The 17,092-nt window shown below is 46.0% G+C and carries 13 protein-coding genes; 8 read left to right on the top strand and 5 right to left on the bottom strand.

Going from position 1 to position 17,092, the window contains the following annotated elements; genetic code table 11:
- The 3 genes from F0261_RS17135 to F0261_RS17125 form a co-directional block, all read left to right on the top strand.
- Window positions 1-1,608, top strand: a 1,608-nt coding sequence (locus F0261_RS17135; RefSeq protein WP_253819449.1) for an endonuclease, incomplete at its 5' end; no start/stop codon positions are given.
- 212 nt (window positions 1,609-1,820) lie between these two features.
- On the top strand, window positions 1,821-2,744 hold the full coding sequence (locus F0261_RS17130; RefSeq protein WP_014948000.1) for a DUF808 domain-containing protein: 924 nt from the start codon (window positions 1,821-1,823) through the stop codon (window positions 2,742-2,744).
- Window positions 2,745-3,116: 372 nt separating this feature from the next.
- Window positions 3,117-3,401, top strand: coding sequence for a hypothetical protein (locus F0261_RS17125; protein WP_014975460.1), 285 nt, complete (start codon window positions 3,117-3,119; stop codon window positions 3,399-3,401).
- Window positions 3,402-3,668: 267 nt separating this feature from the next.
- Here F0261_RS17125 and mrcB read toward each other — a convergent pair whose 3' ends face one another.
- A complete protein-coding gene (mrcB, locus tag F0261_RS17120; RefSeq protein ID WP_101563348.1) occupies window positions 3,669-6,020 on the bottom strand; it encodes a penicillin-binding protein 1B in 2,352 nt (783 codons plus the stop codon).
- Window positions 6,021-6,287: 267 nt separating this feature from the next.
- Here mrcB and F0261_RS17115 point away from each other — a divergent pair, with 267 nt between their 5' ends.
- Entirely contained in the window at window positions 6,288-7,571 is a 1,284-nt protein-coding gene (locus F0261_RS17115; protein WP_069943605.1) for a lytic murein transglycosylase, read from the top strand.
- Window positions 7,572-7,659: 88 nt separating this feature from the next.
- Here F0261_RS17115 and F0261_RS17110 read toward each other — a convergent pair whose 3' ends face one another.
- Both F0261_RS17110 and hrpB read right to left on the bottom strand, forming a co-directional pair.
- Window positions 7,660-8,472 (bottom strand): DUF4198 domain-containing protein, encoded by an 813-nt coding sequence (locus F0261_RS17110; protein ID WP_014978096.1) that lies wholly within the window; start codon window positions 8,470-8,472, stop codon window positions 7,660-7,662.
- A 194-nt stretch (window positions 8,473-8,666) separates the two neighbouring features.
- Window positions 8,667-11,363, bottom strand: coding sequence for an ATP-dependent helicase HrpB (hrpB, locus tag F0261_RS17105; protein ID WP_014978095.1), 2,697 nt, complete (start codon window positions 11,361-11,363; stop codon window positions 8,667-8,669).
- Between the two features lie 156 nt (window positions 11,364-11,519).
- Between hrpB and thpR the strand changes: the two genes are divergently transcribed.
- Window positions 11,520-12,173: an RNA 2',3'-cyclic phosphodiesterase gene (gene thpR, locus F0261_RS17100; RefSeq protein ID WP_014978094.1), complete on the top strand. Its 654-nt coding sequence runs from the start codon at window positions 11,520-11,522 to the stop codon at window positions 12,171-12,173.
- 185 nt (window positions 12,174-12,358) lie between these two features.
- Window positions 12,359-13,213, top strand: coding sequence for a formyltetrahydrofolate deformylase (gene purU / locus F0261_RS17095; RefSeq protein WP_014947992.1), 855 nt, complete (start codon window positions 12,359-12,361; stop codon window positions 13,211-13,213).
- A gap of 111 nt (window positions 13,214-13,324) precedes the next feature.
- On the opposite strand, the gene F0261_RS17090 is transcribed toward purU, so the two are convergent.
- Window positions 13,325-13,765, bottom strand: a complete 441-nt coding sequence (locus tag F0261_RS17090; protein WP_014978093.1) for a hypothetical protein — start codon at window positions 13,763-13,765, stop codon at window positions 13,325-13,327.
- Between the two features lie 148 nt (window positions 13,766-13,913).
- Window positions 13,914-14,432, bottom strand: a complete 519-nt coding sequence (locus F0261_RS17085; protein WP_014947990.1) for a YgjV family protein — start codon at window positions 14,430-14,432, stop codon at window positions 13,914-13,916.
- Between F0261_RS17085 and F0261_RS17080 the strand changes: the two genes are divergently transcribed.
- Together F0261_RS17080 and F0261_RS17075 are read left to right on the top strand one after the other, a co-directional pair.
- Window positions 14,431-14,616 (top strand): hypothetical protein, encoded by a 186-nt coding sequence (locus F0261_RS17080; RefSeq protein ID WP_014975451.1) that lies wholly within the window; start codon window positions 14,431-14,433, stop codon window positions 14,614-14,616. The two genes, F0261_RS17085 and F0261_RS17080, sit on opposite strands and share 2 nt — an antisense overlap.
- A gap of 69 nt (window positions 14,617-14,685) precedes the next feature.
- On the top strand, window positions 14,686-16,875 hold the full coding sequence (locus tag F0261_RS17075) for a M3 family metallopeptidase (protein ID WP_014978092.1): 2,190 nt from the start codon (window positions 14,686-14,688) through the stop codon (window positions 16,873-16,875).
- Window positions 16,876-17,092: the final 217 nt, after the last annotated feature.

The raw sequence follows: 17,092 nt of genomic DNA, 5'->3' as shown, positions 1-17,092 counted from the left end.
GGTGCGTTGTTACCCGCTATCGCCATGGGTCAGGTCTCCAATGGAGACTTTGAAACATGGACGTCTGGCGCACCTAATTCATGGTCAACTATCGACTCCGGCATTAGTGTAGCTGAGAACTCGGTCTACTCATTCTCGGGAAGCAAGTCTGCTGCAGTTACTGTCAATACGACAACGCAAGGTTCAACTGACTTCCGTCAGACAATCAATGTAACCGCCGGTCAAAATTATGAATTTTCAGTGAGGCTATATCACACTGAAGGTGCTGTAAAAGCACGCCTATATGTAGACGGTTATCAAGGTTATTCTGACAACAGCTTAACCGGAAACTGGCAACAGCTTACTTTCTCTTATTCCGCTACAGCGTCAAAAGAGATTGAGGTGGGGTTACGCTTTTATGATCAGACTGGCTTTGATGGTTCAGAAACCGTCTATGTAGACGCATTCGAGCCGACTACGCTTGGGTCAGGCGGCAACAACGGCGGTGGAAGCACGTGTGCTAGCCATTCAGGCGTTTTGAACTTAACTACCGACAATTACGGCAGTGAAACCAGTTGGCAAATAACTAACGCAAACAACCAAGTTGAAGCCTCTGGCAGCAGCTACGCTAGCAACCAAAGTTATACTGAAGCGGTTTGCCTTACTGATGGAGAATATACCTTTACCATTAGTGATGCCTATGGCGATGGAATCTGCTGCTCCTATGGCTCTGGCAGCTATAACTTGCTAATAGAGGGCGTGTCTGTTGCTAATGGCGGCTCTTTCGGCGCGAGTGAAAGCACCAGCTTTAACGTTGGCACAACGAGTGACGGTGGCAATGGTGGTGGTTCATCAGAACTCACTGGTTACTATGCAAGTGCCAACGGTCTGTCAGGCTATACGTTAAAAACCGAGCTTTACAACATTATCAAAAATCATAATACACAAAGCTATGGCGACCTTTGGACATTCTATATTTCATACACAAGCGACAGCTACTATGAAAATGACGGCTCCATTTTGGACATGTATTCAGAAAACCCAAATGGTAGTGACGCTTTCAGCTACACGGCTGGTTCTGACCAGTGTGGCAGCTATAGTGGAGAAGGCAGTTGCTATAACCGCGAACACGCCTTCCCGCGCAGCTGGTTTGGCGGTGCAGTCTCGCCAATGAATACTGATGTTCATCACGTTTTTGCAACCGACGGCTACGTTAACGGTCGCCGAAGTAGCTATCCGTACGGTGATGTCGCAAGTGCTATTTATACGTCATCGAATGGTTCCAAACTGGGCGCTGGCTCTTCTGCTTCTGGTTATACAGGCACCGTTTTTGAGCCCATCGACGAGTTCAAAGGTGACTTCGCTAGAGCGTATTTATACATGGCGACACGTTATGAAAACGTCATTGCAAATTGGGAAACGAATAGCACCTATGGCGACGCAGTGTTGAATGGTACGAGTGATCAAGTATTTGAAAGCTGGTTCTTAACTCTGCTTTTAAGCTGGCATTCTCAAGACCCTGTAAGCCAAAAGGAAATCGATAGGAATGACGCTGCCTTCAATTTCCAGAACAATCGAAACCCTTTTGTTGATCATCCAGAACTGGTAAACAACATTTGGGGTAATTAACTTCAACATGAGAAGAGCACGAGCGTGCTCTTCTCAACTCACACTTCCTCTGATTTCGCCTTTTCTGTTGGTGATAGCCCTGAAAACTGCCTAAAAAGAACTGTGATTTATCGGCATTATTCCTGATTGTATATCACCCATGTTTTAAGTACGCTAAGCTGCTATTTACTGGGGATTACTCTAACTGTAATACATAACAAAGGATATTCGACGTGGCCGCAGCTAACTTACTTGCCCTACTTGATGATATAGCAACGTTAATGGACGACATCGCAACCATGTCGAAAGTCGCGGCGCAAAAAACAGCGGGCGTCTTGGGCGACGATTTAGCGGTAAACGCCGACCAGGTCCAAGGCGTTAAAGCAGACCGAGAGCTACCTGTTGTATGGGCAGTAGCAAAAGGCTCACTTATTAATAAAGCAATATTGGTTCCTGCGGCATTAGCCATCAGTGCTTTTGTGCCCTCTCTTATAACCGTCCTTTTGGTACTGGGCGGGTTATATTTATGTTTTGAAGGTGCAGAAAAACTGCTGCACAAATATCTTCCCCACGAAGATGAAGAAAAAACACGAGAAGCCAGAATAGAAGCGCTTACCCACGAAGATGTGGATATGGTAGCTTTTGAGAAAGATAAAATTAAAGGCGCTATACGCACAGACTTTATACTGTCTGCTGAAATTATTGTAATTGCATTAGGCACAGTGACCGATGCAACACTTACTACGCAAATTGGTGTACTAGTAGCACTAAGCTTAGCTATTACCCTTGGCGTTTATGGGCTGGTAGCGGCACTAGTTAAAATGGACGATGTTGGGCTTTACATGCTCCGCAAGTCGTTAACAGGTTCAATGAACACTCTTCAACGATTTATTGGCAGAGCGTTATTAGTTGCCGCCCCCGCACTAATGAAAACCCTTGCGGTTGTAGGCACTGTTGCTATGTTTTTAGTCGGTGGTGGCATCCTCACACACAGCATTGGCTTTTTGCACGTTATTACCGACTGGTTTACCGCACTTATCCCAGACGCATCGCTGGTTATGTCTATACTTGCTGATGGTGTTGTTGGTATTGCTGCTGGTGTGATTATTGCGCTAGTAGTGACAATGGTTTCACAATTTAGAAGTAAAGCGTCCTAGATCTATTCACTCTTTTATACATTGGCGGCGCCGCTCTTCTTTATAGGCTAGCGCCCCTATTTCTGACCTTTCTCATGGTCACCAGTGTCGCTGCGCAAGTGTTAAAAGATTTGCGTTAGTCATTTTGACCACCTCTACATTAAATTCGCTAAATTTTAGTATTTCTTTAATCCCCCAATTTCACCTTCATTTTTTATCAAAAGTTAAAATTCATTAAATTCATATGCTTACCTTATTTTTACGAGTTGGCACATCCCTCGCTATAAACTAATTGTTAATTGATAACGACTTATTATCGAAACCTTTAGCAACATGATAGCTGCCACGCAGTATGTTCAAGTGCAGTGTCTAACTTAATTTTTGGAGATTACTATGTTTATCGGTCGCAAAACTTTCACTGCACTAACTTTAGCAACTAGCGTATTGGGCGCATCAGCGTTCGCTGACGACACTCAGAACAACATTGTTTCGCATACAGATTTTATCGTTGAAAGCGCCATGCATGACGTAAAGCAGAACTTGGACCTAGGCGTGACTTATGACGTGTTAACTGCAAGCCATACGTTTGAGCCAGAAGTAGAAGAAGCAAATGCATTGGTTGCTGACATCACTATTACGCCGATTGAGCCTATCAGCTCAGACGATAACGACGCATAAGGAGAATGCACATGTTAACCGCCGCAACCCTATTTATGGTGGTACTCGGACCGGTTATTGCGTTTGTAGTCAGTGCGCTGGTGTTTTCAACAGCGCGCCTATTCCTTCAGAAAGGTCACTGAAAACGCAATAAAAACAAATAGGAACCTAACCGACTACCGCTAAAAGATTTGCCTTCCCTGGGCCTTTTACTCCAGAGGGAGATAGAAAGCACGGACTGTATCCCAGCCAAGTGATTGTGTTTTCTATCTTCTTACTGGAGTTTTTTTATCCGAATATCCGTTCCCACCAGCTTTTATCATCCTTGTCGCTGTCTTTGTCTACAGGACGGCCTGAACAATCTTGTTGAGGTGGAGGAAGCACATCCAAAATAGCCGGTACGCTTAAACTCCCAGCACATCCTGCAACCACAACCGCGCCGGTCTTGGCGTCAAAATGTGCAATGCCTAACCCTTTTGGGAAACGCCTTGATAATGACTTGGGTGACTGAGATTTCATGTAGTTTATAAAGACGGGCAAGGCCCCACCTGCACCGGTCAAATTAACCGGTTGGTTGTCATCATTGCCTACCCAAACCGTAACCACATTGTTTCTATCGAAGCCACTAAACCAGCTATCGCGGTAATCGTCTGTGGTGCCCGTTTTGCCAGCCATATTCACATTCCCAAAATTCCAACCGATGCGCTTCGCAGTACCTTCGGTGGTTACTTTATACAAGGCATAGTTGAGCAAATAGGTTGCTGCTTCATCGGTGCGCTGAGCAAAAAACTCCGCCTTTTTCCAAAGCAGCGCGTTATCTGCTGTTACTACAGAAGTCACCGTATGAAGAGGTATGTAACGCCCATCATTTGATAGGGTCTGATACATTTGGTTTGTACTAAATGGTGTCAATTCAAAAGCACCAAGGGTCAACGACGGTACTTTATCTACGGGGGTGGTTACCCCTAATCGCTCTATCGTATCGGCTAGCGCATCAAGCCCTATCTGCATGCCTAGATTAACGGTTGGTATATTTAAAGACTCGACTAGCCCTTGAAGTAAAGGCACCTGGCCTCTGAATTCTTTATCGTAGTTTTGCGGCGACCACGTTTTTCCATTTCGACTTTCAAGGGTAATGGGCTCGTCTTTAAGCGGCGTTGCCAGGTTAAATTGTGTAGGATCTTCTAGTGCGGTTAAATAAACCGCAGGTTTAATCAGCGAGCCTATTGGGCGTTTTGCGTCAAGCGCTCGGTTAAAGCCTTTGAACGCAAAGTCTTTTCCGCCAACAATAGCGCGTACTTCACCACTTGCACTGTCTGTGACTACCATTGCGCCCTGTAATGGCACTTTCCTGTCTTTTTGCAAACCGTCTAATGTGCCTGACAATGCACTTTCAGCGCGGCGCTGGGCTACGATATCAAGTGTTGTAAACACCTTTACGCCCGAGTCTCTTAAGCTAGGCTCAGCCAGAATTTCATTGAGTTCCCGACGAACCTGCTCCATGAAAGCCGGGTGTTTACCGCTTGCTAAGCTTGCACCACTGGCAAGCCCTAACGGCATATTCACAAAGCGTTCGTAGTCTTGACGACTAATTTCATTTTCATCAAACAGCATGCGCAATACTAAATCACGACGCTCTTTCGTGCGCTCAGCATATTTGCGTGGGTTGTAATAAGATGGGCCTTTAATAATAGCAACCAACGTGGCTATTTCGGGCGTACTTAGCTCGTTAGCTGGTCGGTCAAAATAGAAATAGCTGGCAAGCCCAAAACCATGTACGGCCATATCGCCATTTTGCCCCAAAAACACTTCGTTTAAGTACGCTTCAATAATTTCGGATTTGCTGTAACGGGCATCAATGATCACTGCCATAATGGCTTCTTTTGCCTTTCGCACAATGGAACGCTCACGGGTTAAAAACATGTTTTTAACCAGCTGCTGCGTTAGCGTACTCCCGCCTTGGACCGTTCGTCCGGCTGCAATGTTTGCCATTAGAGCCCGCAATATTGAAAGCGGCGCAACGCCATGGTGATTATAAAAATTGCGGTCTTCCACCAGGGTTAGCGCTTTTGGCAACATGTCAGGAATGGTGTCTAACGTTACCAGCATACGGTCTTCTTGAGACCCGCTTGTCATGCGCGTTACTAACCAGGGTTCTAGCTTTGCAGAACCATACGGGCGGCCTTGCGACTTGTCATAAATTTCCCCAATACGTGCACCTTCCCACGTTATCACTAAATGACGCAGAGGCTCTGCGCCTTCTGGAAACTGAAACGCACGGCGCTGCACAGTCAGCACCTTATTTTGATAGCTATATTCACCGCTACTGTCGGCAAAGGTTACCTTGCGGTAGCCCAGCAAATTGAGCTCATCGATGACTTCTTGGGGCGTTATCTCTTCACCTTTGCTGATTTCCAGCGGACGGGCGAAGATCTGCGCGGGAACTTCCCATTTATTTCCAGAGAACGCATGCTTAATTTGGGCGTCAAGGTAGAAGGCATACGCCCCAAGCACAACCAAACCAATAAGAGTGACTCGCCAAAACAGTTTGAAAAACCACGAGCGCTTGGCCGAGCCTTTGCCATTGCTTGATGCTTTACTTTTTGAAGATGGATTGTCTTTTGTCTGTCTTTTTGCCACGTGAAAACGCCATGAAGATCATTGAGGATGACATCGCACATATTGCGATATGGATTTAACGAACGCCTTTAAAACGTTAGTTTTAATAGTATCAACATTACCATTCGGGCCGCCTCTCAACAACTGTTTCCAAATATGCACACTCCGAATTTGTATACTTCTGAAACGTCCCATGGCGCTAATATGTTGAAGGACAAAAATGAATTTTACTCGCGTTTCACGGTCACAATGCGATAGCATGCTGGCAAGTAACACAGGAACCGTACTATGCGCTTAGCTTCATTTAAGTCTTCTTTTTTCTCTACTCGTTCGCCTAAAGGGGCCAAGTCTTACGCCTCATTTCTTCGACCGTCACTTCGCACGTCTATGGCGCTGCTTCTAGCGGGTGCGACAATGAATTCAGCGCTAGCCAATGAACAATTCGCTAGCTGCACCGCAGCGCTTGCTGATAAAGCCAAACAGGAAGGGGTTAGCCAGCAGACTATCGATGATGTGTTTCCTCGTCTTGTTCACCAAGATCGTGTGATTGAGCTAGACCGAAGCCAACCAGAATTTGTACAAACCTTTCCAGGGTACTTCAGCAAGCGCGTTACCGACTGGCGTACCGAAAAAGGTAAAGAGATGTATGCAAAGCACGACAAGCTTTTGCATAAGCTAAGTGAAAAATACGGCGTGCCTCCTCATTATTTGCTTGCTTTTTGGGGGCTAGAAACAAACTTTGGCTCTTACAAAGGCAAAATGCCGGTACTCGATTCGCTTGCCACTTTAGCTTGTGATAAGCGAAGAAGCACCTACTTCACCCAAGAGTTTCTTGTTGCTGTGAAATTGATGGAGCGAGAGAAGCTGCAAAAAGAAGACATGATTGGCTCGTGGGCCGGTGCAATGGGGCACACCCAATTTATGCCTTCGGCCTATACCCACTACGCTATTGATGGCGATGGCGACGGACAAATAAACTTGTGGGCAAGTGAAGAAGATGCGTTGTCTTCTGCGGCAAACTTCCTTGCTAACTTGGGTTGGGAGCGCAGCTTCCGATGGGGTCGTGAAGTGCAACTGCCTGAGAACTTTGACTATCAAGAGTCAGGCTATAAAAATAGAAAACCTCTCAGTGAATGGCACGCCCAAGGCGTGAAAAAAGCTGATGGTTCTGAGCTGGGCGAAGGCGACACTACCGCCTATGTTATTGTGCCTGCTGGTCATAACGGCCCCGCCTTTATCGCCTACAAAAACTTCCGCGTTATTATGCGCTGGAACAACTCAGAGTTTTATGCCATTGCCGTGGGTGTATTGGCCGACCGCATTGCTGGCGCGTCTGGCATTAAAGCCACGTTACCTGATTTACCTGCGTACAATCGCAAAGATATTATTGCCCTTCAAAGCAAGCTGAATGATTTGGGCTTTGATGTGGGTAAGCCTGACGGCATTATTGGCCCCGCTACACGTGAAGGCATTCGCAATTACCAAATTAGTAACAACATGATTGCGGATGGGTTCCCAGGACTTGAAGTGATGGCTGCACTTAATATCGACCTTGAAACGACGACTTCTTAAATTTCATATATGCTGCGCCATTTCTGGCGCGCATTCACTGTTTGGTATTTTCAGTGGCCTACAAGGTGTAAACCACTCACTGTGTTGGTTACTGAAAGTACTCAAACGTTAGGCTTGAAAAATAGGTTTCGAAATCTGCAGCCGAGCTATTTGCAAGTGGGACTCCCCAAACTGTATTCAGAATTACAGGTCCTTCGACGTCAAATTTAAATGTCGCCTTGCCCTCACTATCAGTTTTAACCGCTTGCTCTTTAGCGCTGTGATCAACCAAGGAATACGCATCAATAAGTGCGTTACTCAAAGGCTTACCTTTAAATAATACCTGAACAGATAGCGTGTTTCCTGCAAGCTTGTAAGGATGTTCAAGAGGCACTATTTCCAATGTATGGCCAATGGGTTTTAATACGTTGTTCGTTACCGCGTCACCAACTTGCACAATGGTTTTCGCCTTTCTAGAGTACAGCTCTTTGCCGGCGATATCGTTTTGTCCCCTCGCCTCGCGGTGCGCCAACACCTCAGTTAAGCCTTCTTCTTTTGCATACTGATTAAACTTCTTCGCTTTTAATGTGCTTGTGGCGTGATAGCTTTCAAACCCTATGACGTGAGTACCGGATGGGAGCTTGGTTGTTTTTGCCATGCCCGGCAGCATTGAGGTTTTAGGTACAACACTGGCAGCCATATCAGTCACACCGTCAAAAGAGTAGGTGCGCAACGCGACTATTCTATCCCATGCAAGGTTCCAATGAGAGGTATCTTCCTTATGACCCACTTTAAACTGCAGTGCCAGCGAACTCGGTTCTTGAGAACGATATGCTGTGGGTTCTAGCCAAAAATCGTGAGCTTGAACGTTAATTGAAGGAGCAAATAAAAAAGCAGCGGTAGCAATACAAGATAGTTTCATTTGGTAGTATAACCTGTAAATAAGAGTGAGGTTTCATACTCCAACTTAGCGCAAGTTTCAGCGCACGACCACTGTCGTAAAAAACATACTGTGTACGAAACTGGCATATAGGAAAATGGCGTATAGATACTACTCTTGTTTAAAATAAATAAAAATCACCTGAAAACGATGGTTTGTGTAGCCGTATCAGCGCGCTACATATGCTTTTTTGTTTTGCTGGTCGGCGATGCATTTGCGGGGTCATCTGGCCAAAAGTGCTTTGGATAGCGCCCCTTCATTTCTTTTTGTATTTCCTTATAACTGCCATGCCAAAAGGCGGCTAAATCACTGGTGGTTTGTAATGGCCTACCTGCTGGTGACAGCAGCTCACATACAACGGTAATTCGCCCACCCGCTATCGTTAATGGCGTGCCTTGAGAATATAACTCTGGCATTTTGACCGACAGCACCACATCTCCATTATCGCGATAATCCAGGCTAGCCTCTCTGCCGGTTGGAATAGTCACGTGAGTTGGTAAGAGTGTGGCTAAGGCATCTTGCTGAGGCCAAGAAAGGCCATTATTCAAGGCTGTTTTCCACGGTAACTGCTTGAGATTTTTTATGTTTTTACAGTTTTTTAAGAGGGGCGCTAAACTGTCTTTGGCCTCGTGTACGAGAGCGCTCAATGACAACGGCCACGGATCGGGTTCATCGAAGGCTTTTTCTTGTGGTAAATTGAGCTTTCCTGCCATGGACACTCTTCGCCACCATTGCCAGTCTGCATCAGAAAGCGGCCAGCTTGATAGAGGAAGTGCATCAAGATACGCGAACCATGCGTTGCATAACGCATCATCCCAGAATGCTTTTTCACGACTTTTTTCCTGTCCAGAAACCGGTGTGCTATTTAACGTTATCTCATAAAAGCCCGTACTTACTCTGGCTTCCATTACCCCAGTATCGCTGTTAAGAACAACGCTGCGCTTTTCTTTGAACGCCTCAGGAAAGGCTAAACGCAACCAGCTTTCAGGCACTGGCTGTGCCAAGCGTATTGCCACCGTGCTTTTTATCAGCTGCCCGTCGAGCACTGCCAGCCATGGTCCATCGCCATTTTCACTCTCATTAAAAATGGACGCACTACCAGCAGCAGTGAGCTCTGCACCCTTGCCACTTGCCAGTTTGTATTCGACTATACCGGTCTTAGGCTTACCGTTTGTTGTATTCGAGCTCTCTGCCGATTTATCTGACGCACTGCGCCTATAGCCCACCTGCAAAGGAAATGCGATAGCGATACAAAGCCCGAGGGCTTGCTCGTCTAGTTCGTTAATATCAGGCTTAAAGCGTTGTGCTTTTCCATCATTATTTTGCACGTAGCGCGCATAACGGGTAGCTTGCTGTGTAAGCTGACTGCGCGTGTTGCTATTGGCGTGGAGCAGCGCATCCATGACATTTGTTGCGCCACCCACACTGATATTACTTTCGCTAAGGGCCACAACAAAGGGAGCAGCGTGGCGAAGCGCGTCGTTTATATCGGCACTAAGTCCATCAACTCCTTGTTTAACGGTGAGTAATAAATGGGCTAAGTGAGGTTGACAAGGTAACTGGGCCAACGCTCTTCCATAGGGAGTAATACTGGATTGTGAGATAGCGTTAACCCGCTGAAGCTTTTGTTGTGCAACCTGCTGCTGCGCTTGTGTAGGCTTCGTCAACAATGCCAAGGTATCTGGGCTACTGCCCCAGGCTAAGGTATCAAGCAAAAAGCTACTTAAGTCTTCCTTTTCAATTTGCGCCGCATTGTGTTTGGCCAAACGCTCGAAGCTGCTTTTGCTACACAAACGATAGCAGGTTCCGGCCATTACACGCCCCGCGCGCCCCGATCTTTGAATGGCGGATGCTTGCGAAATGCGCTGCTGGGTAAGCGCAGTTATGTCACTGGACGGATGATACTGAGCACTGTTTTCCCATAGGCTATCAATAACCACCGTCACGCCTTCAATGGTAAGACTCGTTTCAGCAATATTGGTAGATAATATGATTTTTCGTCTGCCTTGCGGGTCTGGCGTAATAGCGGCTTGTTGCACAGATTTACTTAACGCTCCATAGAGCATGTGAACTGCCATGTCCGCACTCTCAGCTAACCCTTTTATTTCTTTGGCAACAGCATTGATGCTTCCTCGCCCAGGAAGGAAAACCAAAATATCACCGTCGTGTTCGCCTACTGCCTGCTTTATGATATTGCAGGTTTTGGGTACTAACTCATGCGTCTGCACATCTTGTGTGTAGCGGATGTCAACGGCAAACATGCGCCCTTGCGTATTCAAGTTCACTACTGGCAGTGCGCTATGCGCATTGAGCAACGTTTGAAGGGGTGCTACATCCAAGGTAGCCGACATTACAACTAATCGTAAGTCATCGCGAAGCCCAGACTGTACTTCAAGCGCTAGTGCCAAACCGAAGTCACTGTGAATACTGCGTTCATGAAATTCATCGAAGACAATAGCAGCTACCCCAGCAAGCTCAGGGTCTTGCTGAATCATGCGAGTCAGGACCCCTTCAGTTATAATCTCAAGCCGAGTGGCAGACGATGTTTTCGACTCCCCCTTGATGCGATAGCCAACCGTTTCGCCCACATTTTCATTTAATTGCCTAGCTAAATAGTCTGCAAGGTTTCTCACCACCACGCGCCGTGGCTGCATAAGTAATATTTTTCCTTTAAGCGATGATTTCAGCAGTGACAAAGGAAGTACGGTGGACTTTCCCGCGCCCGGAGGAGCCCCTATGATGACGTTGCTAGCGGCTACAGCTTCTTCAAGCGGCGTAACGAGTTCATAAGCGGGTAAGTGAGAAAACGGCTGTAACATAAAGGGCATAAAGGTGTTATAAGTTGATGGGTATAGTGTACCTGATTTGAGCAATGTACCCGAACATCACTGCTATTTTTTTAAATATGGCAAATAGCTCAATACTTGCGTCTTGTTTTGGAAATCGCAGGTAGCGCCATGATAAACTTAGGTTTGTATGGACATTAACGTGATGTACAAGCTAAAGGGCAAATTGGAAGGAGGAAAGCTATGCGAAGCTTTATTGGTTTAGATCTTAGCGCCACAGAAAAACTTGCTCTAGATAGCTGGCGCCAACAGGCATTGCCTGAAGTTATGCCCCGGCAATGGGTAAAAAGCGAGTCTACCCGTTCTCGAAAGTCTACCAATGCGCGCTACGATCACACCAATAGCCAAGGGTCCGCGCAACCGTACGCAGTGCCGGCGGCGAACTTCCACATAACGCTTAGCTTTTTAGGTGAGATAAATCACCGGCAGCACGAAGCGTTGGTGTATGAACTCGATCAGCTTGTGAGCGAACCCTTTTCTCTAACCCTCGATGCGACGGGATTATGGAACGGCCCTAAGATACTCTTCGCTTCGCCGACAGATGCGCCAAAGGCGCTAGGTGAACTCGCCAAATTGTCGCGAAAAGCAGCCCGCAAGGCGGCAATAGAGGTAGAAAGCAGAGAATATAAGCCTCACGTTACGCTTGTCAGAAAGGCTACGTCGAGTTTGCCTCTTCCCCTTTACAGCCCCAATGTAGACGTTCACGTTTCGGCATTTCACCTTTTTGAGTCTGTCTCTACACCGCAAGGGGTAGTCTACCCTATCCGCCAGTCTTGGCCGTTAAAACACAATATGTCGGTGAGAGAAAAGCTGCGCCGAGGGATAACCGACGAATAAAGGCAAACGCAATACCGTGCTGACTTGGGTAAACTGATGTCCATTTGACTCGCACCTTTTCAGCTTAAGACCTCGTGTGATTATGAGTTATAGCAATTTAAGCTGGTTTAAAGTACCGCGTCGCCTTTACAACGCATGGCGGCACAGGTAAAAAGAAAGCCTGTTTTTTTATTCAAACTGCCCAAATGCAACAAACATTTAGATTAGTAATAGACTGCCCAGACCAAATTGGGCTCGTTGCCAGCGTGTCGCAATTTTTGGCCGACCATAACGCTACCATCGTTGAAGCAAGCCATCACACTGACTTACAAACCGGCCGCTTTTTCATGCGCCATGAAATTAGCACCGACTCGCTAAAGTTAGATCATCAAAGCTTTGTTAAAGAGTTCACCCCGCTTGCTAACGAATATCAGATGAACTGGAAGTTGAGCGACTCCAGCAAAAAACAGCGCGTCGCTTTGCTTGCCAGCCTTGAGTCTCACTGTTTAGTTGACCTGCTTCACCGCTGGCACACAGGCGAACTACACTGTGATATTCCGGTTATTATTGGTAACCACCCGCAAATGAAACAGTTTGCAGACTGGTACAAGGTCCCTTTCCATTGGGTAGACTTTAAAGCGTTAGGGAAAGAAGCCGCTTTTGCGCAAATCACGACCTTACTTCAAGAATATAAAATTGATTTGACCGTGCTTGCCCGCTTTATGCAGATTTTACCTGATACGCTTTGCCAAGAATTGCAAGGTAAAGCCATTAACATTCACCACAGCTTCTTACCGAGCTTTGCAGGTGCTAAGCCTTACCAGCAAGCCTATGATCGCGGCGTAAAGTTAATCGGCGCAACCTGTCACTACGTAACTAAAGATTTAGATGAAGGCCCTATTATTGAGCAAAGCGTTAAGCGTATTAGTCACAGTGACAGTGCAGCTGATATGGTGCGTAAGGGTAAAGATTGTGAAGTAACGGCATTAGCTCATGGCGTGCGCTACCATTTAGAAGACCGCGTGATTATTCACAGAAATAAGACCGTGGTGTTTGCGTAAGTCTTTACACTGATAAAATAAAAAAAGCCCGCGAGTAAATATTACTTTCGGGCTTCTCTTTACACTGTTTTCGCTCTACACTTTTTTCGTTTTACACTTTTTTCGCTTTATTTAGACATTCTTTTTTACGTTGTTAAATCCATCATCACCAAGCACCACTTGAAGTCTCGCTTTTATTACGGCTTCTTTATGAGGATAGTGAAAGTCAAACCCTTTACCGTTGCCGCTTTCCAATATGACTCCAAGGTAATGGTGAGAAAAATTAAGCGCATAGATAGTATTGGCGTTAACCCTGAGAGGCTGACGATCAAGTCCCTGTAAAAAGTGAAACACCACAAAATCACCATCTTTTTCTATCAATTTTTCAATGGGATACCTATTACCGAAGTGCCTGCTTCTTAAATAAGAGAAAAAGCCAATACATAGCCCAACACTGCCTAGAGTAGCCGCTAGTTTCACTTCACCTTCTGCAGTGATATTTAAAATAAAAAGAGCCAGTAGAAATGCTGGAACACCAAGAAATAGTGCCTTGTCGATGGGTTTGCGCTGCATCGTCTTCCCTGTGAAATTTTGATTCCCTTTAAAGACGCAATAAACCACAAAGCGGCTATGGTTTCAATACAAGCAAAGGCTTCAAAACGTCCAGTTGCTTGTCATTAAGTTAGTGCAGTTATCGGTCTGACATGAACTACTTTATGCTTCAAACAGGGCTGGTACGCATGGCACGTCTTAGCTTCATGTAATACCACAGGTTCGAGGCCGCAAACAGGGCTTCAGTAATGGCTAATCCCCACGTTTGCGTAATTATTCCGTACGCAGTGAAGTTGATGGAGCCAATGATCATGCATACCCTTAAACCCGCTTCCTTGCAGTGAAGTTCACCAAACCGGTATGCCATAAAAGTTAACACCGGCATAGCTTCAACTAACGATGTTTTACCGGTTAGGTTATTCACCGTCAGCACAATAACCATCATAGAGATTAATGTAATGTAGGTTGCAACAGGAGACAGTAGCTTTTGTTTTATTAAACGATAACTGGTACTCAGCCCCGCCACCGTAATTACTACGGCTCCTCCCCACGCTTGCTCAAAAACCAAAAGTGAGCCAATAGCAATACATAACCCTAAATTTAGTAGCAGTAATTTACGTTCAGTGTTCGACCAAAAGGAGGCCAAAGCGAATGCAACGGGAAACGCGTGAAGAAGTAATTCAAACATGATGATCACAGTAAAAAAGTCAGTGGTTTACGAGCTGCGGAAGACAGCTATTCAGAACGCGCGCAGTGTAATTTCCAACCAGCATAAAGCCAATCAAAATTTGACCAATTTCGACGAATTGCATATCAGCGCGATTTCTCTTCAAACCGCTGTGCTGCAAGGAATTACGTTAAAGAGCATTTAACTTATTTTTACATTATCTTAAGATGGTTTTTGTCATAAAACGTATAGATAAAAACAGACAGGAAAACTCATGGGTAAATTTAAATCATCACTCACCGCTATGGCGGTTGTGGTTGCACTCGGTGCATGTTCAGAACAAAAAGCACCTGAGACCACCAGCACAGATGCACAAAATACAGCGACATCTCAACAAGCACAGTTTGATAACGTGCTGCTTCAAGAGTTTAAAGGCCCGTACGGCGGTGTGCCTGCTTTCGATAAAATGAATTTGGAAGATTTGAAGCCTGCGCTAGAAAAAGCCATGGAACTGAATCTTAAAGAGATCGAAGCCATCGCAAATAACGAAGCGCCACCAACGTTTGAAAACGTCATTGTTGAAATGGAGCGCGCAGGTGCAGAGCTTGGACGCGTATTCACGTATTACGGCATTTGGAGCTCAAACAAGTCTAGCCCTGAATTCCGCGAAATTCAGGCCGAGATGTCACCAAAACTGTCAGCTTTCTTCACTCAAATTACGCAAAATGAAAAACTCTTTGAAAGAGTGAAAACGGTGTACGAGTCTGATGAACTGAAATCGCTCACGCCAGAAGAACAGCGTATTACGTGGATGACTTACAACAGCTTCGCGCGCAACGGTGCGACGTTAGATGGCGAAGCGAAAAAGCGCTACGCTGAAATTAACCAAGAACTTGCTACGCTGCACACCAAGTTTTCTAACAACGTACTAGCAGACGAAGAAAACTACGTTACTTATATTACTGAAGACCAGCTTGACGGCCTACCCGCTTCGTTTGTAAAGGCAGCTAAAGCGGCAGCAGAGTCTCGCGGCGAAGAAGGTAAGTATGCGATTACCAATACGCGTTCGTCTATGGACCCGTTCTTGACCTACTCAACCAATCGTGAGCTTCGCGAAAAAGTATGGCGTACTTACTACAACCGCGGCGACAATGCCGACGAGTTTGATAACAATGACATTATCAAGCGCATCCTAACCCTTCGAGATGAGCGCGTTGAGCTGTTAGGTTACGAAAATTACGCACAGTGGCGTTTAGAAGATCGTATGGCGAAGAACCCAGAAAACGCCATGGATCTGATGATGAAAGTATGGCCTGCCGCTATTGCTCGCGTTGAAGAAGAAGTGGCCGACATGCAGGCCATTGCCGATGAAGAAGGTGCAGACATCACCATTGCCCCTTGGGACTACCGCTTCTATGCAGAAAAAGTGCGCCAAGCGAAATACGACCTAGATTCAAACGAAGTAAAGCAGTATTTACAGCTTGATAAGCTTCGCGAAGCGATGTTCTACGTTGCAGGTCGCTTGTTCAACTTCAACTTTACGCCTGTTGAAGAAGGCAAAGTGCCGGTTTTCCATGAAGATGTAAAAGTATGGGAAGTAACTGACAAAGACAGCGGTGAGCATATCGGTCTTTGGTACCTTGACCCATTCTCACGCCAAGGTAAACGCTCTGGTGCTTGGGCAACCACATATCGCTCTTACACCACGTTCGATGGTAAGAAGACCGTATTGTCTTCAAACAACTCGAACTTCGTGAAAGGTGCTGATGGCGAAGCTACACTTATTTCGTGGGATGATGCTGAAACCTACTTCCATGAATTTGGTCATGCTCTTCACTTCTTAGCGTCTGACGTAGAATACCCGTCTTCGCATTCTGGCGTACGCGATTACACTGAGTTCCAGTCTCAGTTATTAGAGCGCTGGTTGACCACCGATGAGGTAATCAACAACTATCTGGTTCACCATGAAACAGGCGAGCCAATTCCAGCAGAACTAGTTGAGAAGATTAAGAAGGCCTCAACCTTCAATGAAGGCTTCAAAACCACTGAGTACATGGCTTCTGCCATTATGGACCTGAAGTATCATACTACCGATCCTAGCAAGATTGACCCTGATACTTTTGAGCGTGAAGAGCTTAAGAAGCTTGGTATGCCAGAAGAAATCGTTATGCGTCACCGTTCACCTCACTTCGGTCACGTGTTCTCGGGTGAAGGTTATGCTGCGGCCTATTACGGCTACATGTGGGCAGAGGTTCTTACTGCTGACGCAGCAGAAGCCTTTATGGAAGCACCGGGTGGTTTCTACGATAAAGAAGTAGGCGATCGCTTAGTGAAGTATCTATTCGCCGTACGTAACGCAATGGATCCAGCTGAAGCATATCGCAAGTTCCGTGGTCGTGACGCCAAGGTAGACGCATTGATGCGTGACCGTGGTTTCCCTATTCCTAAGGAAAGCAAAGAGTAAGTTAACGCACTTACCCTTCCTAGGTCCTGTTGTTATTCGCTGTACATCAAAGAGCAACAGGCCCTAGCTGTGGCTAATTAAATATTTAGCTTCAGTACGCCATTGGCCCTCTTGTTTTCTTCGCAAAGCAGAGGGCTTTTTTGTAACTGACGTTTTTGTAAAGCCTCATCTTTCTATTGACCTATTGGTCAATTATGCTTCACAATCTCTTTGCCCC

The organism is Alteromonas sp. 07-89-2, from assembly GCF_013113925.1.
GTDB lineage: Bacteria > Pseudomonadota > Gammaproteobacteria > Enterobacterales > Alteromonadaceae > Alteromonas > Alteromonas macleodii.
This window is presented reverse-complemented; position numbering and strand designations above follow the sequence as displayed.